The sequence below is a fragment of the Bacteroides congonensis genome, from assembly GCF_900130125.1.
GTDB classification, from domain to species: Bacteria; Bacteroidota; Bacteroidia; order Bacteroidales; family Bacteroidaceae; genus Bacteroides; species Bacteroides congonensis.
Window position 1 is genome coordinate 708,974 of sequence record NZ_FQXY01000009.1, and the last position, 23,926, is coordinate 732,899.

Annotated in this window: 18 protein-coding genes; 3 read left to right on the plus strand and 15 right to left on the minus strand. The window is 39.3% G+C overall.

The genetic code is table 11. From position 1 onward, the window contains the following. Nucleotides 1–3 precede the first annotated feature (3 nt). From BQ7997_RS09585 to BQ7997_RS09645, 13 genes are all read right to left on the minus strand, one after another. A complete protein-coding gene (locus tag BQ7997_RS09585; protein ID WP_073345772.1) occupies nucleotides 4–1,629 on the minus strand; it encodes an O-antigen ligase family protein in 1,626 nt (541 codons plus the stop codon). 380 nt (nucleotides 1,630–2,009) lie between these two features. Next, entirely contained in the window at nucleotides 2,010–2,885 is an 876-nt protein-coding gene (gene lepB, locus BQ7997_RS09590; RefSeq protein WP_083589205.1) for a signal peptidase I, read from the minus strand. Next, nucleotides 2,882–4,771 (minus strand): glutaminase domain-containing protein, encoded by a 1,890-nt coding sequence (locus tag BQ7997_RS09595; protein ID WP_073345777.1) that lies wholly within the window; start codon nucleotides 4,769–4,771, stop codon nucleotides 2,882–2,884. Before BQ7997_RS09595 ends, lepB begins: the two co-directional genes overlap by 4 nt. Continuing rightward, nucleotides 4,762–6,768, minus strand: coding sequence for a hypothetical protein (locus tag BQ7997_RS09600; RefSeq protein WP_073345779.1), 2,007 nt, complete (start codon nucleotides 6,766–6,768; stop codon nucleotides 4,762–4,764). Before BQ7997_RS09600 ends, BQ7997_RS09595 begins: the two co-directional genes overlap by 10 nt. A 6-nt stretch (nucleotides 6,769–6,774) precedes the next feature. Beyond that, on the minus strand, nucleotides 6,775–7,566 hold the full coding sequence (locus tag BQ7997_RS09605; protein ID WP_159436754.1) for a DUF1573 domain-containing protein: 792 nt from the start codon (nucleotides 7,564–7,566) through the stop codon (nucleotides 6,775–6,777). Nucleotides 7,567–8,058: 492 nt separating this feature from the next. Further along, nucleotides 8,059–9,219, minus strand: coding sequence for a DUF4221 family protein (locus BQ7997_RS09610; RefSeq protein ID WP_083589206.1), 1,161 nt, complete (start codon nucleotides 9,217–9,219; stop codon nucleotides 8,059–8,061). A 62-nt stretch (nucleotides 9,220–9,281) separates the two neighbouring features. Further along, nucleotides 9,282–9,515 (minus strand): NVEALA domain-containing protein, encoded by a 234-nt coding sequence (locus BQ7997_RS09615; RefSeq protein ID WP_073345786.1) that lies wholly within the window; start codon nucleotides 9,513–9,515, stop codon nucleotides 9,282–9,284. Between the two features lie 205 nt (nucleotides 9,516–9,720). Next, nucleotides 9,721–10,803, minus strand: a complete 1,083-nt coding sequence (locus tag BQ7997_RS09620; RefSeq protein ID WP_162842110.1) for a BF3164 family lipoprotein — start codon at nucleotides 10,801–10,803, stop codon at nucleotides 9,721–9,723. Then, nucleotides 10,772–11,005 (minus strand): NVEALA domain-containing protein, encoded by a 234-nt coding sequence (locus tag BQ7997_RS09625; RefSeq protein ID WP_073345788.1) that lies wholly within the window; start codon nucleotides 11,003–11,005, stop codon nucleotides 10,772–10,774. The genes BQ7997_RS09620 and BQ7997_RS09625 overlap by 32 nt, the downstream gene beginning before the upstream one ends. Nucleotides 11,006–11,094: 89 nt before the next feature. After that, complete coding sequence (locus BQ7997_RS09630; RefSeq protein ID WP_235817277.1) at nucleotides 11,095–12,156, minus strand: AfsR/SARP family transcriptional regulator; 1,062 nt, start codon at nucleotides 12,154–12,156, stop codon at nucleotides 11,095–11,097. Between the two features lie 768 nt (nucleotides 12,157–12,924). After that, nucleotides 12,925–13,884, minus strand: a complete 960-nt coding sequence (locus BQ7997_RS09635; protein ID WP_073345791.1) for an Rpn family recombination-promoting nuclease/putative transposase — start codon at nucleotides 13,882–13,884, stop codon at nucleotides 12,925–12,927. A gap of 241 nt (nucleotides 13,885–14,125) precedes the next feature. Then, nucleotides 14,126–15,013, minus strand: coding sequence for an Rpn family recombination-promoting nuclease/putative transposase (locus BQ7997_RS09640; RefSeq protein ID WP_073345793.1), 888 nt, complete (start codon nucleotides 15,011–15,013; stop codon nucleotides 14,126–14,128). Nucleotides 15,014–15,074: 61 nt separating this feature from the next. Beyond that, a complete protein-coding gene (locus tag BQ7997_RS09645; RefSeq protein ID WP_073345796.1) occupies nucleotides 15,075–16,637 on the minus strand; it encodes an ATP-binding protein in 1,563 nt (520 codons plus the stop codon). Nucleotides 16,638–16,900: 263 nt separating this feature from the next. On the opposite strand from BQ7997_RS09645, the gene BQ7997_RS09650 reads away from it, so the two are divergent. Beyond that, the gene (locus BQ7997_RS09650) at nucleotides 16,901–18,145 is read left to right on the plus strand and encodes an ATP-binding protein (protein WP_073345799.1); all 1,245 of its coding nucleotides are present in this window, start codon (nucleotides 16,901–16,903) and stop codon (nucleotides 18,143–18,145) included. 111 nt (nucleotides 18,146–18,256) lie between these two features. Here the strand turns inward: BQ7997_RS09650 and BQ7997_RS09655 are convergent, their stop codons facing one another. Then, nucleotides 18,257–18,943, minus strand: coding sequence for a glycine zipper family protein (locus BQ7997_RS09655; RefSeq protein ID WP_073345801.1), 687 nt, complete (start codon nucleotides 18,941–18,943; stop codon nucleotides 18,257–18,259). Nucleotides 18,944–18,968: 25 nt separating this feature from the next. Next, complete coding sequence (locus BQ7997_RS09660; protein ID WP_073346519.1) at nucleotides 18,969–21,344, minus strand: ATP-dependent helicase; 2,376 nt, start codon at nucleotides 21,342–21,344, stop codon at nucleotides 18,969–18,971. Between the two features lie 146 nt (nucleotides 21,345–21,490). On the opposite strand from BQ7997_RS09660, the gene BQ7997_RS09665 reads away from it, so the two are divergent. Both BQ7997_RS09665 and BQ7997_RS09670 read left to right on the plus strand, forming a co-directional pair. Continuing rightward, nucleotides 21,491–23,230 (plus strand): hypothetical protein, encoded by a 1,740-nt coding sequence (locus tag BQ7997_RS09665; RefSeq protein WP_073345804.1) that lies wholly within the window; start codon nucleotides 21,491–21,493, stop codon nucleotides 23,228–23,230. Nucleotides 23,231–23,305: 75 nt separating this feature from the next. Beyond that, nucleotides 23,306–23,923 carry a superoxide dismutase gene (locus tag BQ7997_RS09670; RefSeq protein WP_073345806.1) on the plus strand — a complete coding sequence of 206 codons (618 nt, stop codon included), beginning with the start codon at nucleotides 23,306–23,308 and terminating at the stop codon, nucleotides 23,921–23,923. Nucleotides 23,924–23,926: the final 3 nt, after the last annotated feature.

The window sequence follows — 23,926 nt, forward strand, 5'->3', positions numbered from 1 at the left end:
CTTTTATTTCAATAATTTCTTTACTTCTTCTCTCATTTCCCTTACTGCTGTCGATTGAACTTTGGGTTCTTTTGTCAACACTATTTCAACAGCATATTTTAATTTTTCAGGTTGCCGATATTTTGGTTCCGCGTAAAGTTTCGCCAACAGATAATACGGATAAATCCGCCCCGGAAGTCGGTGCGTAGACCGAATCAGGTATTCTTCCGCTTTCTCGTAAGCGCCCGATGCCTGATAATTCTTGCCGATAATATTCAGAATCATGGGATCATTACTGTGTGTCATCGCTTCCTCCAATATCCTTGTCGAGTTATCATATTCTTTCAATTTATGCAGAGAATATCCGTATTCAAAAAGAAAAGCTCCGCGATTCGTTAATTCGGGATATAACTTCTCGTAGTCTTCTTTAGCTGACCGGTAAGCCCCTATATTATAAAGCATCTTACCACGATGCCAACTCTTACACGCATCATATTGGTTGTTTTTCCAATAATACGCTCCCAATAGCACCATCATTGACATAAAGAATAACAGTATTATCTTTGAACGCCCGATAACACAAGCCGCCAACAAAAAATAGAACGTCACTGCAAATCCGGGAATCTGCATCGGATAAGAGGAAAAGGCAAATACCAAAACAGAAATTACACTCCCACAAAGACCTATTCTTCCTTCACTACTTCCCTTCCAAAGACAAAATCCAATAACTAAAGAGACAACTAATAAAAAAGGAATCCCGTATTCCACCGCTACTTGCAGATATTCATTAAAAGCATATTCCGGACTTCCTGCCACCAATTCTTCCGTCTCCGAATATTCTCCGTTGGCGAAATAATCTTCCTGCGTTCTGCCATAGGCCGAGACAAAACTCCCTGTTCCATGTCCTATAACAGGACTTTCGGCAATAGCAAGAGCACTGACTTTCCACATGAACAAGCGGCCGTTGGCAGAAGTTGCTTTCAGTTGAAAAAGTGCGTAACCAATCATTACCACTATACTCCCTCCTACAATACAAGCCAGTACCACCCTTTTCTTATATTTTCGCCCAAATTCTTTCAGTTTGCTTCCCCACGAGGCATGCATCCCATATACCCATGTACCTGATATTGCGGCAGCAATCCATGCCGAGCGGCTCATACCCGCAGGCAACACACAAAGAATCAACAACATAACTCCTAATGCCACGTAATACTTTCCCTGCTCCGCCCATGTACGTTCCGTCCTTTCTTTCAAATTCAGCCATTCATGCAGGCAAAGCGGGAATATCATCGACAAATATCCTGAATAAGGTCCCGGATTATAAAAAGATCCTGTAAGCGCATATAAAGAATGATTGGAAACAGCCAGGCCGTATATCTGTCTCAATCCCCAGACAACTTCGATTCCTCCCAATACAATCAATACCCATGTCACTATGGATGAAAAAGACAGACGCTGTTTCCCGCTCAGGCAAAGAGACGGCAGACTACAAACGACAAAAACAAAAGCCATGCGTCCCAACCACAGCCTTTGATATGCCATTTCACCGACAGGAATATCGCCCGAAGTGGCAAAAGTCACTACACTCAGGATTGCAGCAACCCCTAAGAGTGCCACCACATCCGCTATGCATTTTTTTACTGTTCCCATCAACTTAAAATCTCATTTATCAAAACATATTCCAATCTCCGTCATTGTCACTTTTTCCATTATTTACTTATAGCATAAGCACTTATAATGAAGGTAGTTATCTGACTATAGAACATTCATTATATCTCACTGATATACAATACAATAAAGAAAAAAGTGACGAATGCCATAAACTCTGTACATCTTATATCATATTGAAGTATTACACTTTCCTGACTCATCTACATCATTTATATAAACGTTCTACATCTTTTGACTAACTCTCCTATATGTTTTTACTGAAACAATCACATGTTTTCAAAAAACATGCTAAGTGATTATTTTTTTCTTCTCAATGTTTTTTAAAATCATCACAGTGTTTTTTTAATCATTGCATTCTTTTATCTGATTTTCTTCATTAACCTGTCCCAACGGAACTTCTCCGTAAATTTATCTTCCGAATACCAAATACGGGTAGCCTTACCTACAATATATTCTTCAGGCAACATCCCCCAGTATCTTGAATCTTGTGAATTTGCCATATTATCACCGGAAACAAAATAATAATTCTTTTTAAAGCGATATTGGGTAATCACACTGTCTCCCAATACTATTTGTCCGTCTTTTATACGTAGTTTTTTCTTCTGTTCCCACCCTATCAATTGCCGGTATAAAAGACAGTTCGTACGGTTCATCATTACAGTCTGACCTTTCTTGGGAATCGGCAAAGGTCCGAACTCACGGATAGTCCATCCAATTTGTTTGTCATACGGAAATGTACCTACCACAATACCATGCTGCTCCGGATGCTTCAAATTCGCCAGATATTGCTGGGCATCGTAGTTTCCCAACCGTTCGTCACAACCACGTACTTTATAAAATCCCCCACGAATCTCCAATGTATCCCCCGGCAGGGCGACACACCGTTTTACATAATACTGCATTACATCCATCCGGACACTATCCCAACGGTTCATCTGATAAGGGAAATTGAAAACCAGTATATCATTTCTCTTGAAACTCCCCCATCCGGGCATCCTATGGATAGTGATTTCCTCATTATCCAAAGCTGCAAACACATCGAACAGGCGAGCCCCCCTTATCATCTTATTGACCAATATCCGGTCGCCATCCTTCAATGCCGGTTCCATAGAATCCGAAGGTATCCTGAATGAAGTAAAACAGAACAGTTGCATCAAGAACAGAATAACCACCATACAGAATATGAAGAAAGCCAGATTCTCCAATATCGCCCGAATTCTCTTTATCTTGCTCATAAGCTTCCCTTTAATTGAATCAATTTACGATAAGCCGCCAACCCTAACACACATTTCACGCGTTCGTCATTTTCATCCAATAACCCGGTGAAAGGATATGTCTCTTTTTTCATCTTCTTTTGCAGATAATCCGCCCACATCCCCAATTGCTCCCAATGCATATCAGCGTAACTGAAGTCCTGTTCCGCCTCAACAACAGCAGTTGTCATCATCAGCATATTGGCAGCCGCTTCTACGGCACAGTCTTCCAATTTCACCTGTTTACCGGCAACAGGATACAAGCCTATATCATATGGCGGATATTTCTTGCTCCAATGAATATCTTCACAGTACTCGAATATGGGATCCAACAAACCTCTCATCCAGTCGGTACGATGAAAGAATAACAATACCGGAAAACTCTTATAAGCTTCCCTGACATTGCCTAAAGTATCGCCCAAACAAAAAAGCTTATTATCAGAAAATGACATAAACCTATGAGAGGATACAAAATTACGGTAAGCAGGAAGCATTTGCCCCGCGAATACCTTATCCCTTGCCTGAAATGCCTTAGAGTTCCATCGGTTATCCAAAATATCACATTCCGCTTTAAGTTCCTTATATCTATTTCCTACGGATTTCATTAATTCTTTTACCGCCCTTGTCCCATCACTATTCCAAAGAGGAGACAGCACCTCTCCATCATATTGCAGCACCTGTCCTTCTTCATATCCGACAAGTAATACCCCACTATTCTTATCCTCTTCATTTCCCACGTACAGCTTTTGAGACAAGATGGCATGACCATCCATACATGAAAAGGTTGTTTCATCCGCTGCCATAGCCAAATACAAGCTGTCGGACTTCACAAAACGCCAATCCTGTTCAGCCCAACTATCAACTTCCCTCTTGCCAAACATCCATTCCATATCCACGTCGAACAAAACTTCCACTGTATGTTCCTTTCCGCTTTCCGTACGGACTTGATAGGAAATAAAACCGACAGGCCATCCTGTCATATCCCACTTTTCCGACAAGGAAGGTGAGACAAAGTCAATCTGAAGATCCACCTCTCCACATTGGAAAATAAATTGAGTCTGCGTAGCTTGCACATCTATCTTTTTCAAAGTTGCAGGTTTCGCATCGGCATACGTTTTATTTTCGATATACAAACCAAAATCCAATAAGCCGGCACCTCCCGTATTACGGCAATATGCAGCCAGGACATTATCTCCATCAACTATTTGATTAATTGCTTCATCAGTCAAATGTTGGCATTTCGTTTGATGCGTAAATCCGCTTTCCAACAGATGTTTCCCATTACAGAAAAGCTTTATCCGATCATCGCATACATAACGGACATAAACTTTACGATTCTTCAAAGCGTCTTTTTTATCCACCTTGACATGCCTGCGGACATAAATATTTTCTGCTCCCCACAAAGTATGAGCCGGATAATAATACCCTTTTACCGGGCCAAAAGCCCCTTTTCCTTCACTCCACCAAGAATCGTCATATACCCTCTGCTCCCATCCTTTTCCCGGAAACAAGAAAGAATATTTTCCCGTCCACCCGACAGTATCCCCCGAAAGAGGTGCTAAAGGAGATATACGTAAAGAATCACCTCCCATGAAACGATAAAGTATGCCGTCTACACGTAAAATACCAGTTATCGGAAACGCCTTTCCGGTTCTCAACTGCGGGTAACTTTTATTTAATGTATCCCCCGTTAATTGGAGACTTAAACTGGGGGTAACAGCCAACAGCGTATGCCTGGAAGGAACAATAGCGGACAAATGCGAAATCTTCTCATTCGGACAAGAGCAAGCATATACCAGAGAAATGATACCTGAGATGATAATCATTCTCCATGTTGCAACCAAACTGATATACGTTCTTATTTCCATAGTTGACTACCGTTTTCATAAATAAAGATTCTCTCGTCCAGTCCGCGTGTATGATTTCTCAAAAGCAGCACCGTATTTACGGGAATATCCCGAAATACCAATGAATCAGCAGTTGCCTTGATTTTTCCGGCAGACTTCCAATCCTTGTCACAATAAAACAGCTCATATAGATCATCAGGGCGAACATAGTTATCTCTGTTGCGCGGAGTATATACAATACGGTCTACACGAACTTTTCTGCCCAAGTCAAGCCCCGCCCATCCACCGGTAGGCTGATGATAATCAAAGGAAGTCCATGTTTTCCCATCAAAGACATTAGTATATTCATGCGTTCCGTCATGTTGGTAACATCCGGGAGTCCCTATAATTTTCCCTGATAAAGCCACGGTATCATTCTTCTCATAAAAAGTGACTTCCGCAATATTACATGCGCTTCTAGGCGGACCAAAATATCTTAGATAACGATATTCTTTATCAGACCAACTCTTTACAGTTGTATTCAAACGATTAGGTCTGCCCTGTATTATGAACAAAGTGTCTTTTTCCGAAAAATCAGGATGGTTGCTCCCTTCAAAAACACCTCCTATCATCCGGTCTCTGAACATATTTTCTCTCCCGATATCACACTTGGCATATAATACCACATCTTCCTTCTCCTTTCCTGCGGGATAATAGCAGATCTCATTACTCTGTTTATCAACATAAAAAGGATCGGTCAGAAAGCATAATGTACCATTCTCATAAGTAGCCACTCTCATAAACGAACCATTCCGTACATACTGAAACACCAGATGCCCCGCATCATATGCAGTCCAGTCGACAGGAGTCCAACGATCCCTGTCACTGACACATAGATAAGCGATTTTCCCGCTCCGTTTCGTTTTATACTGCTTTTCTAAAGGGATAACCAATTCTTTCTTAAAACTATAGCCATATCCATAAGTTACGTCTGTAAATTTCGGCAAACGCCAAAAAGGATATACTTCTTCACCATACTTTGCCATTTGCTCATACAGATCTCTATTCACACTAAAAGTATATCTATACACTTTGGAACTGTCATCCCACCGATACCACCAATTCTTACGTACAGGTCGCAATTTTTGCGGGAAATCAGTCATATATTCCTCTCCATCCTTATTCCATGTTGTCAACCAAAAATGCCCGGCATTTATATAACTACGTACAGGAACAAAATCTATGGCACAAGGAATACCCAAAGCTCTAAATAAATACACAGCAAAATCAGTCACTTCCCTACATGTACCGGATAAGTACTGTACATATTCCGGTCCTATATGCCCAAATGGATAAGGTGTTACAGAAGTATAATAATAGCTCTTATCAGGCAATTTACTTATCAGATAATTAGCAGCAACCACGGGATCTTCGATATCTAATGAATCAGACATACGCAATGAATCCAATAACGAATTATATTTTTCATAGTACATTTCACGCCAATAAGTTAATGGTTCATCACCTATCCGGTAAGGTAGTAAGTACTCACAAAATGTTTCAAACGAGATGTTCTTTCCCCACGGTTGCTCCTGCCAGACTTTAAATGCCCAATCTATATTATGACATAGATAAGCGGAATCTATTTCCATAATATCTCGCTTTTCATTTATCTCTTTTATAGGACCATACGCATTCTTAACAGAATCGGCGATTTCTTGTGGTGTTTTTCCTTTACTTATTTTTAGCCATGCATAGTAAGATTTGAAATTATCCAATTGTTCTCCATCAGAATAAGTATAAAAAGGCATATTTTCAATCAGAAAGCAAGCGGCTTTATACTTTAGACTATCACTTGGATGCACTTGATAACGGCAAAGTACTTTTTCCAGTTCTTTTCTACTACTTCCTGCAGATTGTAAAGATACTTCTAGAGAAGTCATTAATTCCTCTCCAAGTACTATCCTATTTACAACTTGCCATCCTAGCAAAATAGATAGAACAATAAATACAAACTGGATATATTTCAAACACCTCATCTAACTTTATTTTGCGTTTCCATTAATTCTTAACTTTAATGGAGCACCTTCTGCATTACAATACACTATAATAGTTTTATCAAAATATTCCGGATATTCCGCTTGATATCTTATTTTTATACAAGTACTATCTTTAGGTAATACTGGTTTCTTATCATGTGTTACAACAATACATCCACAAGAGGTCAATATTTCATCAATAACTAATGGAGAATGACCAACATTCTTTACTATCAAATCTTTCTCCTGACTATCTTTCCAAGAAAAACTCCCCATATTTATCATTTGCTCAGTAATTGTAATTTGTGTTTGAGGTATTTGATTCACCCCTCTATTATTTGCCCCCAAAAGTATATTAAAATATAAATCTTTAATCTTCGGATTAAGTATGGGATTGCCAATTGCAATTACCCTATTCTCTTTATCCAATAAAAGCACTTGAAACCTTGGATCGGAAGAAAAATTATTCATAATGTTAAGAGAATCATATTCATCAATACATATTGGATAGTCAAATTTATCACGTTTCAAAATATGTTCAAATTCCCTCTTATCTTTAGGACACACATAAAAAAGATAATCAATTTTACCTTTAGCAACAGAATCCATTTCACTTAAGAAACTTTTCCATTTATGCAGTTGGAGTTTACAACTAGTACACCCAGTTGAATCTACATAAATCATTAATTTAAAATCAGAGTCTGTATCAAATTTCACAGTATCACACATATATTGTGTAAAAACAGATTTTGCCGGAAATTTAATTTCCTTTCCTTTCCATTCTTTTACTGTATTCACAAGACAAGTTCTGTCTGCATTTTGACAAGAGACACACATAAGCATACATACAACAACTGACAAATATCTCATTAATATTAAAATTTAAATTGTACAATATGACTTTCTGGTTTATCAGTTAACCCATAAATTATTCTAGACTTTTCATCAACAGCAAAATCAAAAATAGGAGTATCCAGTTGGTAATATTGCAGCGGATTTCAATTCCATCTAATAGTTTTTTATTATTTAAAGAATATGAATAAATAATAATTTACAACATTATTACACTTACAATTTTCATCATTATTCGTTTTTAACTTGAGGCTATGATAATCACAACTTTATTGAATTTAGCAAATCAAAGGCAAGGCGACAACACAAGTATGACCAACATATGTAAATTCACAATCCATCCAATGCTACCATAAAATCAGTATATTCTGAAAACTACAATAAAAAACTACTGTAGTCAAAAAATCGAAATGAATATTTGTCTAGGCATAATATCCTTTATTCATAGACTAAATCCATTCTTTGAAAGCACAGTTGGTCATCACTATAATACGGATTCTTAATAAAGCTAGTACTGATATATAATCCATCTTTACTCACAAAAAACAGTCTGGATGCATACATATTTTCAGGAAATAAAGTTTCGCCTATAATATTAAGTTTCTTGTCAAGTATAATGACTGAAAATTTTCCTCTGCCCAGATCCCAAACATCTTTATAATTCTCTCCCTTGACCAATTCTGTCTCAGGATAAACAAAGCGATAATACACTTCACGGTATTGATCGTAAATCAAATTGCCATACATAGGTACGGAACAAATCATCTCGAGTAACTCAGGAATACCCGATGGAACTTTTTCTCCATCGTAAATTTGGGGTAAATACCTACTCTTAACCTTAACTCGCTTTTGAACTTTTCCATCCAAGGATACTACATAAATATCTTCATCAAAGAAAAACGAATATACAAAATCTTTTCCGTTATAGCAAGAACTACAATCAGTCTTTCCAAATTTATTTCCTCTTATTTCCTCTGTAGTCATCACAGCTGGAAATCTAAGATCAAATTCATCTAACGAACCACTAACAGTATCTAACATCAATGCTACTGGACTATCTTCCATAATATTCTTTAAAGTCAAATTAGGATCTTGAGGAAGGTACAATTTTCCGTTTACTATGTACATCAGATGATGGGGAAATGAAATGTTCATAATGGGCATTGCTGATTTTCCTAGAGAGGTTTTGTCATATTTAATTTTACGTACTATTTCTCCTCTACCGTTGACTACATCAATAACAGTAGTCCTGATTTCGGGAATATATATTTCCTCTTCCGATTGAATAAGATATCCAAAAAACATTCCAACACCATCGGCTCCTTCTTTTTCTATACACAGCGTTTTCACATACTCTTGCGTTTCTATATCATACCATAATATTTCCGGCTCTATATTATTTTGAAACGTCAAATATTCTCTCCCATTGGCATCTGTATAAGGAAAAATAGCTTTGATAAATACCGATGTTTGTGGATCTAATTCAAAGACAAGACTGTCTTGAGCAGGTACCAATGAACAAATGTCATTTTGTGAATGTTGGCAAGCCGCCAATAATACAAAAAACAGTGTTAAAAACAACAAGCTTATTTTATTCATAATGTGTGATTAAATTCTGCAATGAGAGTGTACCAGAAATGACACACTCTCTATCTTAATGTTTACATTTCGCAATAACAAGAAGTATCTCCACGCTGCATAATACAGTACCAAACTGATTTATTCATAAAACAGTAGGTAGGCATACCTTGTCCCCATTCATGCTGTGCCAATGCTTCTACATTAGCCAAAGCTAGATCCGACAACTTCACATTGCTTTGCGAAGTATATATATTGTATCCCGCAACAGCGGCAATAGCAACAATGGCTATAAGTCCCATTAGTTTCTTTTTCATTCAGTCATTTTTTTAGTTTGTTCTTTTTCATTTTTCTTCTGTATTTATCATTTCAACAGAACAGCAATAGTTTGCTACATTACTTTTTTATTCTTATGTTTGCATCGGAATCTTTATTTAAAGGTTTAGGAGCAGATGATATGTAAGCAAATCCGGCAAGATGAACAAACTCATCATTCTGCTCCTTTTAATCAAGTTAATTCTCTCATACGCTACCAAAACTAAACTTTAGTATTGGCTGATCGTTATTCACATCTGTCGCCATTATCGTTTTAGTAACTTCATCTACCCAAATACCATATATATAATGGTCGAGTACATATTTACACATCGGTTCTCCTTTCAAACTAAATACATAAATGTATTTTCCTCCGTCAGGAAGCCTTCCACTTTGTCTTGATATCTCTTTAAAGGGCGTTCCATGAAACAGCGTATAAATGGCATTATCCGTTACTTGAACATCACTGAATCCCATGATGCCTGTTGGTATACCATATCCATCTGAAATTTTGAATTCAGGTTCATCGTGCTCACCGATACGAACAACATGAGTACTGTCTTTCAAATTATAAACTTCAACCACCTCTCCCAGTTGAGTGACAGCAGCTAAAACGCCATTATGGGGATTATAATCTAAAAAGCTACGCCATGCCTGTGCTAATGCCGGACGGGCTTCCTGCAAAGCTTTCTCATTCGCTGTAGGTATAGCTCCTATCTTCTCTATAAGTTTACCTTTGCAATTAACCTTCAAAAAACGGCTCTCACCTGAATAGTCAGGAATGACAAATGTTGTATCATCATATACAGCAAAATCAAGCGGTCGAAGTATATCTTCATCCAATGTTACCGTTTCCTCACGAAGCAGTGAATCACCGGATGAAGAAAAATCTAACCTAGTTAATTCGCTTTTGTTAGCATCTAAAGTCCATAATTCATGGTTATATAAACGGAAGTTTTCCATTGACAACATTTCCGTTGGGGAATCGCCTCGTCTGCCAAAAGAAGATAGATACCGGAAACTTGGGTACTGGAATAAATGCCCATAATATTCGGAACCATGTAAATCCATTACAATGGCTTTATCCCCTTCTATCTGTATCCGAAAAGGATAGCGGAACAAAGCTGTATCAAGCTCTATTACCTGTGCCGACAGATGTTTCTCTTCCGGAAAATCTAAATATTTAATCCCCAAAAAAGTTTTTGGGGACTGTGAGCACGAGAATAATATTCCAACTACCAATATCAGTAGCAGAAGCTTACCAATCCAATTTAAATGGTTCGAAAACATACTTTACTTTTTCATGATTTATAGGACAATCCACAGAACCGGAGCCAATACAAGTAGTCATAGGATTTTCACCGGCAGCCAATGCTTCCACATTATTTAATAAAATAACGTTTTGTAGTTTGTTGTGCTCAGCTTTTCTACAAAAGAAAATAGAAACCAATACGACCAAAGAAAAGGCTCCAAACTTTAAATACTTTTTCATACTATGATATAAATTGATTAATTTTTGCCCGAAAGTAGGCATCTGATTAGAACATGGCAAATTATTGGCGTGAGAAATTGTGAGAACTATTATGAGAATTTTCTCACAATAGTCCTCAAAACAAGTTTTATTCGATGAAATGGCACTTTTTCAACAATCAAAGAATAGCTATTTCCAGATGATTTAATAGATAAGTTCACTGATTTTTCCCGAAATACGCCCCTTAAATCACTCAGCACACGACGTAACCTACCTTCTACGCCTCTATCTTCCGGTCTCCAGAAACATAAAATAATCTCTTCTTTTGTCACTGTATGATTTGGAGCTTTCAAAAACAACAAAATCAAAGTTGCAGATTGACCACGAATCTGAGTCTTTCGATTATCTACATAAAATTCATGCGAACTGTAGACATAACGAAGATTCGCCAATTTTATATCTGATTGGGAGATATCTGTTACTGAAGAAACACTCTTTTTTATTTTTTTTCTTAGATAATAGATAAAACAAACAAATAAAAGAACAAGGATAATTAATTCCACAATAACCACCATCGTTATTGAGGCGTTTTTGAGAACTGTCAACCAAGAATACCGAATAAAAGGCTCTACTTCAATTTCATTGGAAAGTCCGGCGTAAACACTACTAATCTTTTTATACTCAGGTAAAAATAACGTAGAATCTCCACAAGCAAGTACATAGGCACTATTCTTATCTGTGTGAATATGTAATTGCAATGCATGACAGGAAACAATATTAGCTGCAGACAGTTTCTTACTCCACAAAGATAAACAAGCATCGGCATCTATCCCCTCTTCTGCTAAAACGGTATGACGTATTTTGGTATCAACATCCGAACTTACTATGACCTTATTTTTTTCAACCGCAATATCTTTTACTTTTTTACCTTTAGAACTAATTATAGTACAATGCTCAAAGTTCCTGTTCGGTTCCATTTTGCGACTAAACTCATGTAGTCCCAGTACCTTATATTGTGTATTGAGTCCATCTTCTATTGCCTCCAATAAAGTTATTCTAGTCTTATTTTCAAGTGCAACTTCTCCTGAAGCATAAAGCATTCGTTCTAATGTAACAACAAGAATTATCATTAAAATGAAAAAGAGTAAAGCCATTTGTCTGTCTGAATTCATAATCTACGCCAATAACAAATTATTATAAATAGTTCTCATCATGTTTTATTTTAGTTCCTTTTCAACCACAAAGGTAACATTATTTAAACTAACAAACGAATAAATCAAGCGATAACCATATCATAAGCAACAATATTCTTGCAGTTTCAACAGAGAATGAAATGTCAACCGTGTCTCTCAGAATAAGAGATTCTGTTCTATTTTTAAGATTCTCCCTTTTAATATTCAATTCAAAATCGAGCTAATAGAAAAATAAATGCATAAATTAATGCAAGAATATGCTATTCATGAGCTAAAAACTGCATAAATGAGGAATAAAAAACAAATTATTCTCTCTCAACTAAGCTCCGTTCCTTTAAAAGGAACGCATCGTTGGTCGGTGAGGGTCAATGCTTTTCTCACCGACCAACAATGTATTCATCGGTGTGACTCTAAATAACCTGTATATTTTCAGCTATTCCATGCTTTTTACTACAATAAACTGATGTAGCAAAATACGATATATTCCCACAATTCTCTGACGAAATATCATAATTAGCGCTTTATTACAAAACTATATGCACCACAATAACATATAAGCAGAAGCAACACGAATTTTCATAATGCCTGATTACTCGCATATTTGCTTGCACATCATGTACTGTTCAGATTTCAAGCAAGAGAAACGCATACAGTATCCTATTTTTATGAATAAAAAAAACGCTCCCAGTATAAATGGAAGCGTTGTCTTAATCATTTTAAAATTCACATTTTTCGGTAGCAATCCTACTACAAGCTTTTTATTTCTTCAATGGATAGTCCTGTAACTTGCGAAATGGTATCAAGTGGAATATTCAAAGATTTCATATTATGTACCATTTCTCTTTTTTCTTCCATGCGACCTTCCATAAGTCCCTCTGCACGGCCCTCTGTACGGCCCTCTGCACGACCCTCTATACGGCCTTCCATACGGCCTTCCATGCGACCTTCCGCACGCTCGGTATATATATTATCACGTAGAATCACAATGTTATCCAAATGACGATAATAAGCACTTAATTCTTCTTTAGTCATCTTATCCAGTTTCAAGCGTTGACGAGCCTCATCCAACCCCGGTGCTGTCGCACTATCGGGTATATCACCAGTATTCATATAATAAATCCATTCTTCCAACGGACTCCGGGCCACTTGATTGAAATCATTGACTTTCAGAATATAATATTCGGGATAAAGCTGACTGACACTATCTACTTTGAATGTCTGTTTTTGGAAAGGAGTCAATTCCAAAACATCTCCCTGATGGATTCCGCGGAATTCAGTTTTTCCATGATATACGATATCTTTTCCACTCCCTAAAGAGAAATATACAATATTGACACTATATACTTTCCTTACTTTGTCATACCCTTCCCCGCGGTTTATGTATTCGGTCACCAATTTCGAAGTGCCGAATAACATACGTTGGAAATACGCATACTCATTATTGTTTTGAACTTCAATCAAAATGAGTTCACCCTTTGAGTTTTCCGCAAGCATATCCACCCGATTATACTTGTCAAACTCATCCTCTTGATTGCTTTCACTTTCCAACAGCTTCTGAATGACTATCTTTTCATTTAGAAGAGTGGTAAGAAAGCCCTCGAGAACTGCAAAATTGGCTTTATTACGCAACAAGCGTTTCATTGCCCAATCGAAACGAATATAATTACTTGCCATAAGTTCGTCTCCTTTACCGTTTTCTTTTTTCATGCTAACAAAGGTAAGCAGAAAATGTTTGATTTCAAATAAAGTGCCCCATTTTTATGTATGGTCGTGTTTTAGCCCGAAAACAGTTTTTCTGACCAAACCTTTACTTCCCCAGCGGTGGAATGGTTACCATGTTTACATACTAACGTTTATGCAAATATACATCCAATAAAAAACGCTCCCAGTATAAATGGAAGCGTTGTCTTTATCATTTTAAAATTCACAATTTTCGGTGGCAATCCTACTACAAACTTTTTATTTCTTCAATGGATAGTCCTGTAACTTGCGAAATGGTATCAAGTGGAATATTCAAAGATTTCATATTATGTACCATTTCTCTTTTTTCTTCCATGCGACCTTCTGCACGACCTTCCGCACGTTCGGTATATATATTGTCACGTAGAATCACTATATTATCCAAATGACGATAATAAGCATTTAATTCTTCTTTAGTCATCTTATCCAGTTTCAAGCGTTGACGAGCCTCATCCAACCCCGGTGCTGTCGCACTATCGGGTATATCACCAGTATTCATATAATAAATCCATTCTTCCAACGGACTCCGAGCCACTTGATTGAAATCATTGACCTTCAGAATGTAATATTCGGGATAAAGCTGACTGACACTATCTACTTTGAATGTCTGTTTCTGGAAAGGAGTCAATTCCAAAACATCTCCCTGATGGATTCCGCGGAATTCAGTTTTTCCATGATATACGATATCTTTTCCACTCCCTAAAGAGAAATATACAATATTGACACTATATACTTTCCTTACTTTGTCATACCCTTCCCCGCGGTTTATGTATTCGGTCACCAATTTCGAAGTGCCGAATAACATACGTTGGAAATACGCATACTCATTATTGTTTTGAACTTCAATCAAAATGAGTTCACCCTTTGAGTTTTCCGCAAGCATATCCACCCGATTATACTTGTCAAACTCATCCTCTTGATTACTTTCACTTTCCAACAGCTTCTGAATGACTATCTTTTCATTTAGAAGAGTGGTAAGAAAGCCCTCGAGAACTGCAAAATTGGCTTTATTACGCAACAAGCGTTTCATTGCCCAATCGAAACGAATATAATTACTTGCCATAAGTTCGTCTCCTTTACCGTTTTCTTTTTTCATGCTAACAAAGGTAAGCAGAAAATGTTTGATTTCAAGTATATATGATTCAATTTATTTCTGTCTAAGAATATTCTATCTCCCACTCTCCCAAAGTCCGCGTTGCGCTATCGAAATTCGCTCCAACTTTAACAACCTTGCGATGGTCTATCTCATAAGGGATGGCATATTGTTTACTATTAATTTGCGCCAATGCCTCTTCAGGAGTACCATCCACCTTGAATTCAAGTACATAAACCGCGTCAGGCATTTTGATTACCACGTCGGCCCTGCCAATGGCATTCTTTACCTCTACATCCACATATTGCCCCATCAAACGGAACAGCAAGTAAAAGATGGTTTGATAGTGTTTTTCCTGATTATTCTCCAAATCATAAGGAATAGAAGAGAAGAAAGAACGGGTACGAAGCAGACATTGCTCAATATCACCTTTCATCAAATCCCTTACAAAAGAGACTACATAGAAATTACTTTCGCGGGTAGGTTGATTGAGATAGGAAGGGATCAACGTCTCAATAAAGCCTATTTTAACTTCTTCGTTAGGATAACCTAACGTGTATGTACGGAAAAGAGGTTCATATCCTTTAATAGTCAGATAACCGCTCTGATAAAGTACAGGAATCGGATCGGTGATAACCTCTGTCGCTTTATCAAAGTCCTCATCTTTCACTTCCATCTTCTCCAAGAGATTGAGATTGAAGTCCATTCGCTGTAACATCTCAATCAAGAAAGTGGGTGTGCCGGTAGAGAACCAGAAACTTTTATAGTCCCTTTGAGAAAAAGCATTGAAAAGACTGAACGGATTGTAAATATCTTCACAATTCTTACTAAAATGATAACCGTCATATTGCCGTTTCAAATGCTGGCGGGCTTCTTCATAAGTCTCATGGTTGGCTTGAGCAATCCTCTCAATATCCGGTTGCATCTGATTCCGTAATTCCTGCTCTGTAATGCCGCAAATAGTACTGTAATCATCACTCATACTGATATTCTGCAAGTTATTCAGCTCACTGAATATGCTCATCTGACTGAACTTACTAATACCTGTCAGAAACAAGAAACGAAGGTATTGTCCTTGTGCTTTAAGGGGGCTAAAGAACTTACGCATTTCAGTTCGTAATTGTCCTTGTAAAACAGAGTCACTATTACTATCCAATAAAGGCGCATCATACTCGTCAATCAATACGACAACCTGCTTCCCTGTCTGTTGATGAATCCGTTGAAGCAAGCCTGTCAAACGAGCTGCATAACTCGTTTCTTCTTCATTTTTTCCATAAGTCCGCTCCCACTCGCTCAGATAAAGATTCAGTTGTTCCTGCAAATCTTCAATAGTGGTATATTTTGTTCTGCTGAAATCAATATGCAACACAGGATAAACAGTCCATTCCTGTTCCAACTGTTCTATTGCCAGTCCTTTGAATAAATCTTTTTTCCCGGAGAAATAGGCTTCTAGAGTAGAGACTAGAAGACTTTTTCCGAAGCGGCGGGGACGGCTAAGAAAATACACAGTATCAGTATGAACTAATTGATAAACCAATGCAGTTTTATCAATATATACACAATTCATATTACGTAACTGCTCAAAATTCTGTATCCCGATAGGATATCTTCTGAATATCTCTTTCATATAAATAGCTTTTATTTCTTCGTGCAAGCAAAGGTAAGCAGAAAATGTTTGATTTCAAGTATATATGCTTCAAATTCTCATTAAAAAGCAAAAATACACAATTGGTTCAAGAATACAACATCATCGTGAGTATATTAGGAATAGCATTCATTACTAATGAATATTTTTATCAATTTTCATTCATTACCAATGAGAACTTTTAGCATTTTCTATTCGTTTATAATGAGAAGTTTCATATCTTTGCAATTAAAAGCCCAATTATCATGAAAGAATTATTGAAGCATATCATATTCGATCAACACGAAAAAGATATATCTCAAATGATTGAAAGAGATATTGATTTACGTTTAGTCAAAAGTCCTGAAGTATTAGTTATTTCAGGTATAAGAAGATGTGGTAAATCTGTACTTTTGCAGCAAATACGCTCGCAACAGTCAGAGCAAGACTTTTACATGAATTTTGATGATGAGAGGCTTATCAACTTCAAGGTTGATGATTTTCAAACTTTATATGAAGCTTTCATTGAATTGTTTGGAGAACAGAAGACATTTTATTTTGATGAGATACAGAATATTCCCGGTTGGGAAAGGTTTGTAAGAAGACTCCACGACAGCGGATGCAAAGTATTTGTCACAGGCTCCAATGCCAATATGTTAAGCAGGGAGTTAGGTACACACCTCACCGGGCGTTATTGTCAGATTGAATTATACCCTTTCTCATTTCCAGAATTTCTTAAAATGAAGGAAGCATATCCGCAACAAAAAGACTTTTATACCACCACTGGGAAAAGTATACTGAAAAGACACTTCGACGAATACTTAAAAACTGGTGGTTTTCCCCGTTATATAAAAGACAAAAACAGTAATTATCTATCCACCCTTTATGAAAATATTATTTATAAGGATGTGGTTACCCGAAACAAACTCAATGGTGAAAGGGAATTACTGGAAATGGTTTATTATTTGGCTAGCAATGCTACTAAACGTTTTTCATATAGTTCGTTAGCAAAAACAATAGGCATCAAACATACGGAAACGGTCAAAAATTATCTGGAATATCTTGAAAATACTTATCTGCTATTCCAAGTAATGAAGTTTGACTGGTCTGTAAAGAAACAAATGAATAACCAAAAGAAAGTTTATTTCATTGATAATGCCATTATTGGAAAAGTGGGCTTCAATGCTACTGACAATATTGGACAGTTACTTGAGAATTTAGTGTTTATAGAAATAAAACGCCGGGGAAAAGAGATCTATTATCATGATGACGGAATAGAATGCGATTTTATCATGCGTGAGAATGGACATATTGTAGCCGCCTGTCAAGTTACCCGTTCGATGAAAGATGAAAAAACAAGGCAGCGTGAAATTAATGGATTAATTTCCGCACTTAATGCTTACAACCTCACTGAAGGGCTTATTCTAACTGATGACGAAACCGAGGAAGTAACTATCGATAACAAAAAAATACAGATTATTCCTATATGGAAATGGCTCTTAAAAGAGTGACGCTATCCCATCAACATAGTGACGGTATATGCTCAGGATAGCGTCACTATCCCGGGCACATACCGTCACTATATTTATGCCGGATATTTCCGGATTATTATCCCCTTAAAATCAACGTTGTGTAGGCAGAGTAAACTCCTGCGAATCGCAAATTACCCCATTCTCGTCCGCCACTGCTACACGGAATGTCACTTCACCGTCTTTCAGCCTTTCACCTGCATGGATAGATGCCGTATAACGTATACCTTCGCCCGGAAGAATCTCCTCTATCATAACGGAAGGGGAAATGCCGAGATGTTTCACTTTACCAACGGTTTCTACCACAGGAACTACGTTATAAACTGGTTTCCGCCCTTCATTCATAACTTCAAAAATAATCTTGCTGTTCTCTCCCGCATCAATCACATGGCTGCGGTTATCATCAATAAAGCGGATTCTACGTAATTTCAGTTGGGTAAGCGGGCGCTGAACCTGTGGTTGTTTCTTGTATTTCTGAACACGGACTTCACGCACTTCAGGAATGTAGGCATCTTCTTCAATCTGTTCCTGTCTCGGTGCCGTCAACGCATTTCCTATCGCCGCGCCGGCAATGGTTCCTACAATATTTCCGATAGCAGAGCCGCGATAACCACCTCGCCACCCACGATTATTATCTCCGATAAGTCCACCTATCGAACTTCCCAGACTGCCACCGATAGAAGCACCTGCCACGATAGCTCCCGGATTCCCCATACGCCCCGACGCACATCCACTCAAAATCAAAGCGGAAAGCAAAAATACTGTTAGTTGTTTCTTCATGAACCTCTCTATTTAGTGTTACTTCTTATTCTACCACCTTAAAACGAGCGAAACGCAATAATAGTTGCTTGTCACCCGCATTTTTAAAATGAATGGTTGCTTTCGCATTGTCTCCCGTTCCTTCCACTTTTATCACTTCTCCGAGTCCGAAACGCTCATGTTCTATCATTTGCCCGGCTTGTACACCTGCTACCGATGCCGAACCGGAAGATGCTGCCTGACTTCCCCCACTGCTGCCTATCGTACTCACCTTCTTCAAGTTTCTCGGTACACTGGGAGCTATAATCTGCGCCTTCGGCCGTTCACGCTGTTCAGACGAAGATGTACTTCCGAAAGGTGTACGCGATGGAGAAGCAGAACGGGTAAATCCGCCTTCTATCTCTCTGCGGAAACGTCCCGCACCTTCATCAACCGAACGGCTGACTCCCGATTCATGCGGCATCCGCAAGAAATTAATATCAATATCCCGCAAGAAACGGCTGGGACTTCCAAATTCCATCTTTCCGTAACGGAAACGGGTTTTGGCAAACGACAGATAACAATGTTCTTCGGCACGGGTAATGGCTACATAGAACAAACGCCGCTCTTCTTCCAATGCCCGGGGTGAATCGCCTACCATACCGCTAGGGAACAAGTTTTCTTCCATCCCGACCACAAACACGTTTTTAAATTCCAATCCCTTGGCGGAATGGACGGTCATCAACGTAATCTTCTCTCCATCATCCGCTTTGTCGGAGTCCTGGTCGGTAAGCAGGGCAATCTCCGAAAGGAAATCGGTAAGGGAAATATTCGGATTACCTTCTTCCTGCCGCAAAGCACAGAAGTCGTTCATACCATTCACCAGTTCTTCTATGTTTTCCTTGCGACTCAAATTCTCCGGAGAAATGTCCTGACAAACATCATTGATAATGCCGGACTGGCGGATAATATCTGTTCCTATCTCGTAAGCGTTCTTATCCGCCTGGTCGGTAATAAAACCTTCTATCAGTTCACGGAAACCCTGAAGTTTGGTATGCGTCCCTTTGTTGATATTCAGTCCGTAGCTTAACGGTTCGCAGAGCGCCGCCCACAAGCTGACTCCATTATCGGTAGCTGCCGATATTATTTTGCCGACAGTCGTATCTCCGATACCACGGGCAGGATAATTGATGATACGCTTGAATGCTTCTTCATCATTCGGATTCACCACCAGACGGAAATAAGCGATGACGTCTTTTATCTCTTTTCGCTGATAGAAAGACAGTCCGCCGTAAATCTTATAAGGCATTGTCCGTTTCCGAAGAGCTTCTTCAAAAATACGGCTTTGCGCATTCGTACGATACAGGATGGCAAAATCAGCATAGCCGTAGTCATGCTCCCGGCGCAATTCGGCTATCTTATTAGCCACAATATCACCTTCTTCCACATCACTGTATGCCTGAAATACGCCGATAGCTTCTCCTTTCTCCTTCTCGGAGAATACAGCTTTCCGTATCTGACGCTCATTCTTCTCAATCAGGCTGTTGGCAGCACAGACAATAGTTTGTGTGGAACGGTAATTCTGTTCCAGTTTAAAGACTTTCGTGTCGGGATAGATTTTCGTAAAATAGAGAATATTGTCAATATCCGCTCCACGGAAGGAATAGATACTTTGCGCGTCATCTCCCACGACACAGACCCGCTGATTCTCTTTGGTCAGTTGCAGGACAATGCTATGTTGGGCATAATTGGTATCCTGATACTCGTCTACGAGCACATAACGGAACTGCTCCCGATAACGGGCGAGCACATCCGGAAAATCACGGAACAGAATGTAGGTATATACCAGCAGGTCGTCAAAATCCATGGCTCCCGCCTGGCGGCATCTTTCCCAATAACGGGTATAGATATCACGGATAGCGGGCATCTTGGCTGCCATATCGCCTTCATAGGCTTCTTTATTGGCAGCATATCCCGTAGGAGTGACCAGATGATTCTTGGCATTGGAGATGCGGGATTGCACGGTGCCCGGTTTATAGGTCTTTTCGTCAAGCCCCATCTCTTTGATGATGGAACGGAGCAGGCTTTTACTGTCCGCCGTATCATAAATGGTAAACTGGGAGGTAAATCCGATATGTTGCGCTTCGGCACGAAGAATACGGGAGAATATGGAATGGAAAGTCCCCATCCACAAATAACGTGCCCGCTCCATACCTACCTGGCGGGCAATACGCTCTTTCATCTCACGGGCTGCCTTATTGGTAAAGGTCAGCGCGAGGATGTTCCACGGATTGTAACCGTTCTCCAGCAAATAGGCGATTTTATAAGTCAACACGCGCGTCTTCCCCGAACCCGCACCGGCTATCACCAGTGAAGGCCCGTCATTATAAGTGACTGCTGCACACTGACTCTCATTCAATTCCTCTATATAATTGGTATTCATAACAGCATTATAAAAACAATGAGGTTTTTTAACAAACCCTCGGCGTTCAATTTTGTTCTCAATACAAAAGTATAACATTCATTCGAGAATGAAGGTATTTTTATGATTTTTCATCACTAACTATTTTAACCTAACCCCCAAAAGCAATGAAAAGAGGTATATTTTTATCAATTATTTTAGGTTTGTGCCTAGTCGCCTGCATTCCACAGGCTATGGCACAGAAACAGAGCCGGTTGGAAAAACTGCTCAGGTATCTGAATGACAACGACGCTGACAAATGGCAGAAGAACCGCGAAAAGGTAGACGATGAAACGCAGGCATATTATGCCGAGGAACTGGCTTTACTGGATGTCCTCAACGACCTGTGGAACAAGCAGAGCGAACAGGCCGCCACCGACTACTTCGGATGCTACGAGAAAGCAGCCAAAGCCTATTTTCCCAACATCTGCGATGAGGAGAAGATACAGCTTTCCAACGTGCAGGACAAGGCGGAGCAATCTATCGTCTATATTTTAGAGGCTTCGAAAGATCGGATTCCTTTCAGCCGAACACTGATGGACAGTATCCGTTCAAGCGGCTATTCCGCAGATTCCGCACTGATACAGAAGTTACGGGATATCCGCGAAATGGCACTACTGGAAGGTATGCTGAAAGCACCTGCATCCGGCACTTATCAGACGTACATGACCGAGTATCCGAACGGAAAATTCATCCCCCAGGTCAATGCCGCTGAAAACAAACGGCTTTATCAGATTGTGAAGAATAATCCGACACCGGAGAATTTCAAAGCTTTCTTTGATAATCCCGCCATGCAAAAATTCTTCACGGATAAGGATACCCGCCCGTTCCTGGGTGAAGTGCAAACGTTATACGACAATTACCTGTTCCACAGCATTGACAGCTTACGGGAAGGGGGAAATGCAACGGCTATCCGGCAAATCATCGACGACTACAAGCGCACACCTTATCTGGATACCGCAGCGCGTACGCATCTGAATGATTTGGAATATCTTAGTGAGAAAGCGGATTTCGAGCTTTTAAAGCCGGCGATAGTCAGTTCCGAATCTTTGAGTCTGTTGCAGGAATTTCTTAGTACGCACAGGTACAAGGAGTTTCGTGACCAGGCCAATGCGTTACGGACACCGTTTATCCTGCAAACAATCATCTCCACTCCCACTTCCGTGAAATATTATAATGCAGGACGGCTGATAAAGTCTGCCGAAAACGACAGTACGGGGAATATCTCTACCACTTATTCATATGACGATAAGGGACAACTCATCTCCACGTTATCACTGACCATGAAAAACGGGCAGGCAAGCAATGAAATGCAGACAAACAGGCTGTACGACCCGCAAGGTCACTGCATCTTTGAAGTACAGACGAACCCGAAGACCAAGACGGACGTTTACCGGCGGACACGCCGTATCGGTGCCGATGGAAGCATCGAGAGCGATTCTCTAAGATATGCGGATGGCAGACTCATCATAAGTACTTATGATAAGCAGGGCTTATTGACCGAAGCCAAAGAGTATAATAAGAACGGAGAGCTCCAAGGCTACACCGCAAACAAATATGATGACAAAGGCAGATTGATTGCCTCACAACATCAGAACCTGCTTTTCACCAACTCGTCCGACCAGATTATTTCACAGAAAGATGCTTATGAATATGACAAATACGGTTACCTGACGCAGATTGTCTACCAGCGGATTATGGGCAACAACCAGAAAACGTCCGGCTGCCTGACTTGCTTGTACGATAAATACGGTAACCGGATTGATGGAAATTCTTACTATGAATATGACAATACGGGACAATGGATTTGCCGCACGAACCGGGACAACCCGAAAGAAGTGGAACGGATACAGTATATTTATAAATAAAACAAGATACTGTGAACATTTTGCGGAAGGCTTCTGTTATTATAGTATAACAAGCCAATTAAAACTTGTAACATTATGAATACTATATTAATGTCTTTAATTATGATGACCATGACTTACGAAATGCCTAAACTTCCTTACGCAAACAATGCGTTGGAACCTGTAATCAGTCAGCAAACGATAGATTTCCATTACGGAAAACATCTACAAACGTATGTAAATAATCTGAACAGCCTCGTTCCGGGAACAGAATATGAAGGTAAAACGGTGGAAGAAATCGTTGCCGCAGCACCGGACGGAGCTATATTCAATAACGCCGGACAAGTATTGAACCACAATCTGTATTTCCTGCAATTTGCCCCGAAACCTGCGAAGAAGGAACCGGTAGGCAAACTGGGAGAAGCTATCAAACGTGACTTCGGCAGCTTTGAAAACTTCAAGAAAGAATTCAACGCAGCAGCAGTAGGATTGTTCGGTTCGGGATGGGCCTGGTTGTCCGTTGACAAAGACGGCAAACTGCACATCACCAAAGAAGGAAACGGAAGTAACCCTGTACGTGCCGGATTGAAACCGCTTCTCGGATTCGACGTGTGGGAACACTCCTATTATCTGGATTACCAAAACCGCCGTGCCGACCACGTAAACGCCCTGTGGAACATCATCGACTGGGATGTGGTTGAAAAAAGAATGTAACCG

Bases quoted from the DNA above. Each gene is read 5' to 3' on its own strand.
- BQ7997_RS09585 (WP_073345772.1), bottom strand. From the start codon at position 1,629: ATGGGAACAGTAAAAAAATGCATAGCGGATGTGGTGGCACTCTTAGGG.
- lepB (WP_083589205.1), bottom strand. From the start codon at position 2,885: ATGAGCAAGATAAAGAGAATTCGGGCGATATTGGAGAATCTGGCTTTC.
- BQ7997_RS09595 (WP_073345777.1), bottom strand. From the start codon at position 4,771: ATGGAAATAAGAACGTATATCAGTTTGGTTGCAACATGGAGAATGATT.
- BQ7997_RS09600 (WP_073345779.1), bottom strand. From the start codon at position 6,768: ATGAGGTGTTTGAAATATATCCAGTTTGTATTTATTGTTCTATCTATT.
- BQ7997_RS09610 (WP_083589206.1), bottom strand. From the start codon at position 9,219: ATGAATAAAATAAGCTTGTTGTTTTTAACACTGTTTTTTGTATTATTG.
- BQ7997_RS09615 (WP_073345786.1), bottom strand. From the start codon at position 9,515: ATGAAAAAGAAACTAATGGGACTTATAGCCATTGTTGCTATTGCCGCT.
- BQ7997_RS09620 (WP_162842110.1), bottom strand. From the start codon at position 10,803: ATGTTTTCGAACCATTTAAATTGGATTGGTAAGCTTCTGCTACTGATA.
- BQ7997_RS09625 (WP_073345788.1), bottom strand. From the start codon at position 11,005: ATGAAAAAGTATTTAAAGTTTGGAGCCTTTTCTTTGGTCGTATTGGTT.
- BQ7997_RS09630 (WP_235817277.1), bottom strand. From the start codon at position 12,156: ATGAATTCAGACAGACAAATGGCTTTACTCTTTTTCATTTTAATGATA.
- BQ7997_RS09635 (WP_073345791.1), bottom strand. From the start codon at position 13,884: ATGAAAAAAGAAAACGGTAAAGGAGACGAACTTATGGCAAGTAATTAT.
- BQ7997_RS09640 (WP_073345793.1), bottom strand. From the start codon at position 15,013: ATGAAAAAAGAAAACGGTAAAGGAGACGAACTTATGGCAAGTAATTAT.
- BQ7997_RS09645 (WP_073345796.1), bottom strand. From the start codon at position 16,637: ATGAAAGAGATATTCAGAAGATATCCTATCGGGATACAGAATTTTGAG.
- BQ7997_RS09650 (WP_073345799.1), top strand. From the start codon at position 16,901: ATGAAAGAATTATTGAAGCATATCATATTCGATCAACACGAAAAAGAT.
- BQ7997_RS09655 (WP_073345801.1), bottom strand. From the start codon at position 18,943: ATGAAGAAACAACTAACAGTATTTTTGCTTTCCGCTTTGATTTTGAGT.
- BQ7997_RS09660 (WP_073346519.1), bottom strand. From the start codon at position 21,344: ATGAATACCAATTATATAGAGGAATTGAATGAGAGTCAGTGTGCAGCA.
- BQ7997_RS09665 (WP_073345804.1), top strand. From the start codon at position 21,491: ATGAAAAGAGGTATATTTTTATCAATTATTTTAGGTTTGTGCCTAGTC.
- BQ7997_RS09670 (WP_073345806.1), top strand. From the start codon at position 23,306: ATGAATACTATATTAATGTCTTTAATTATGATGACCATGACTTACGAA.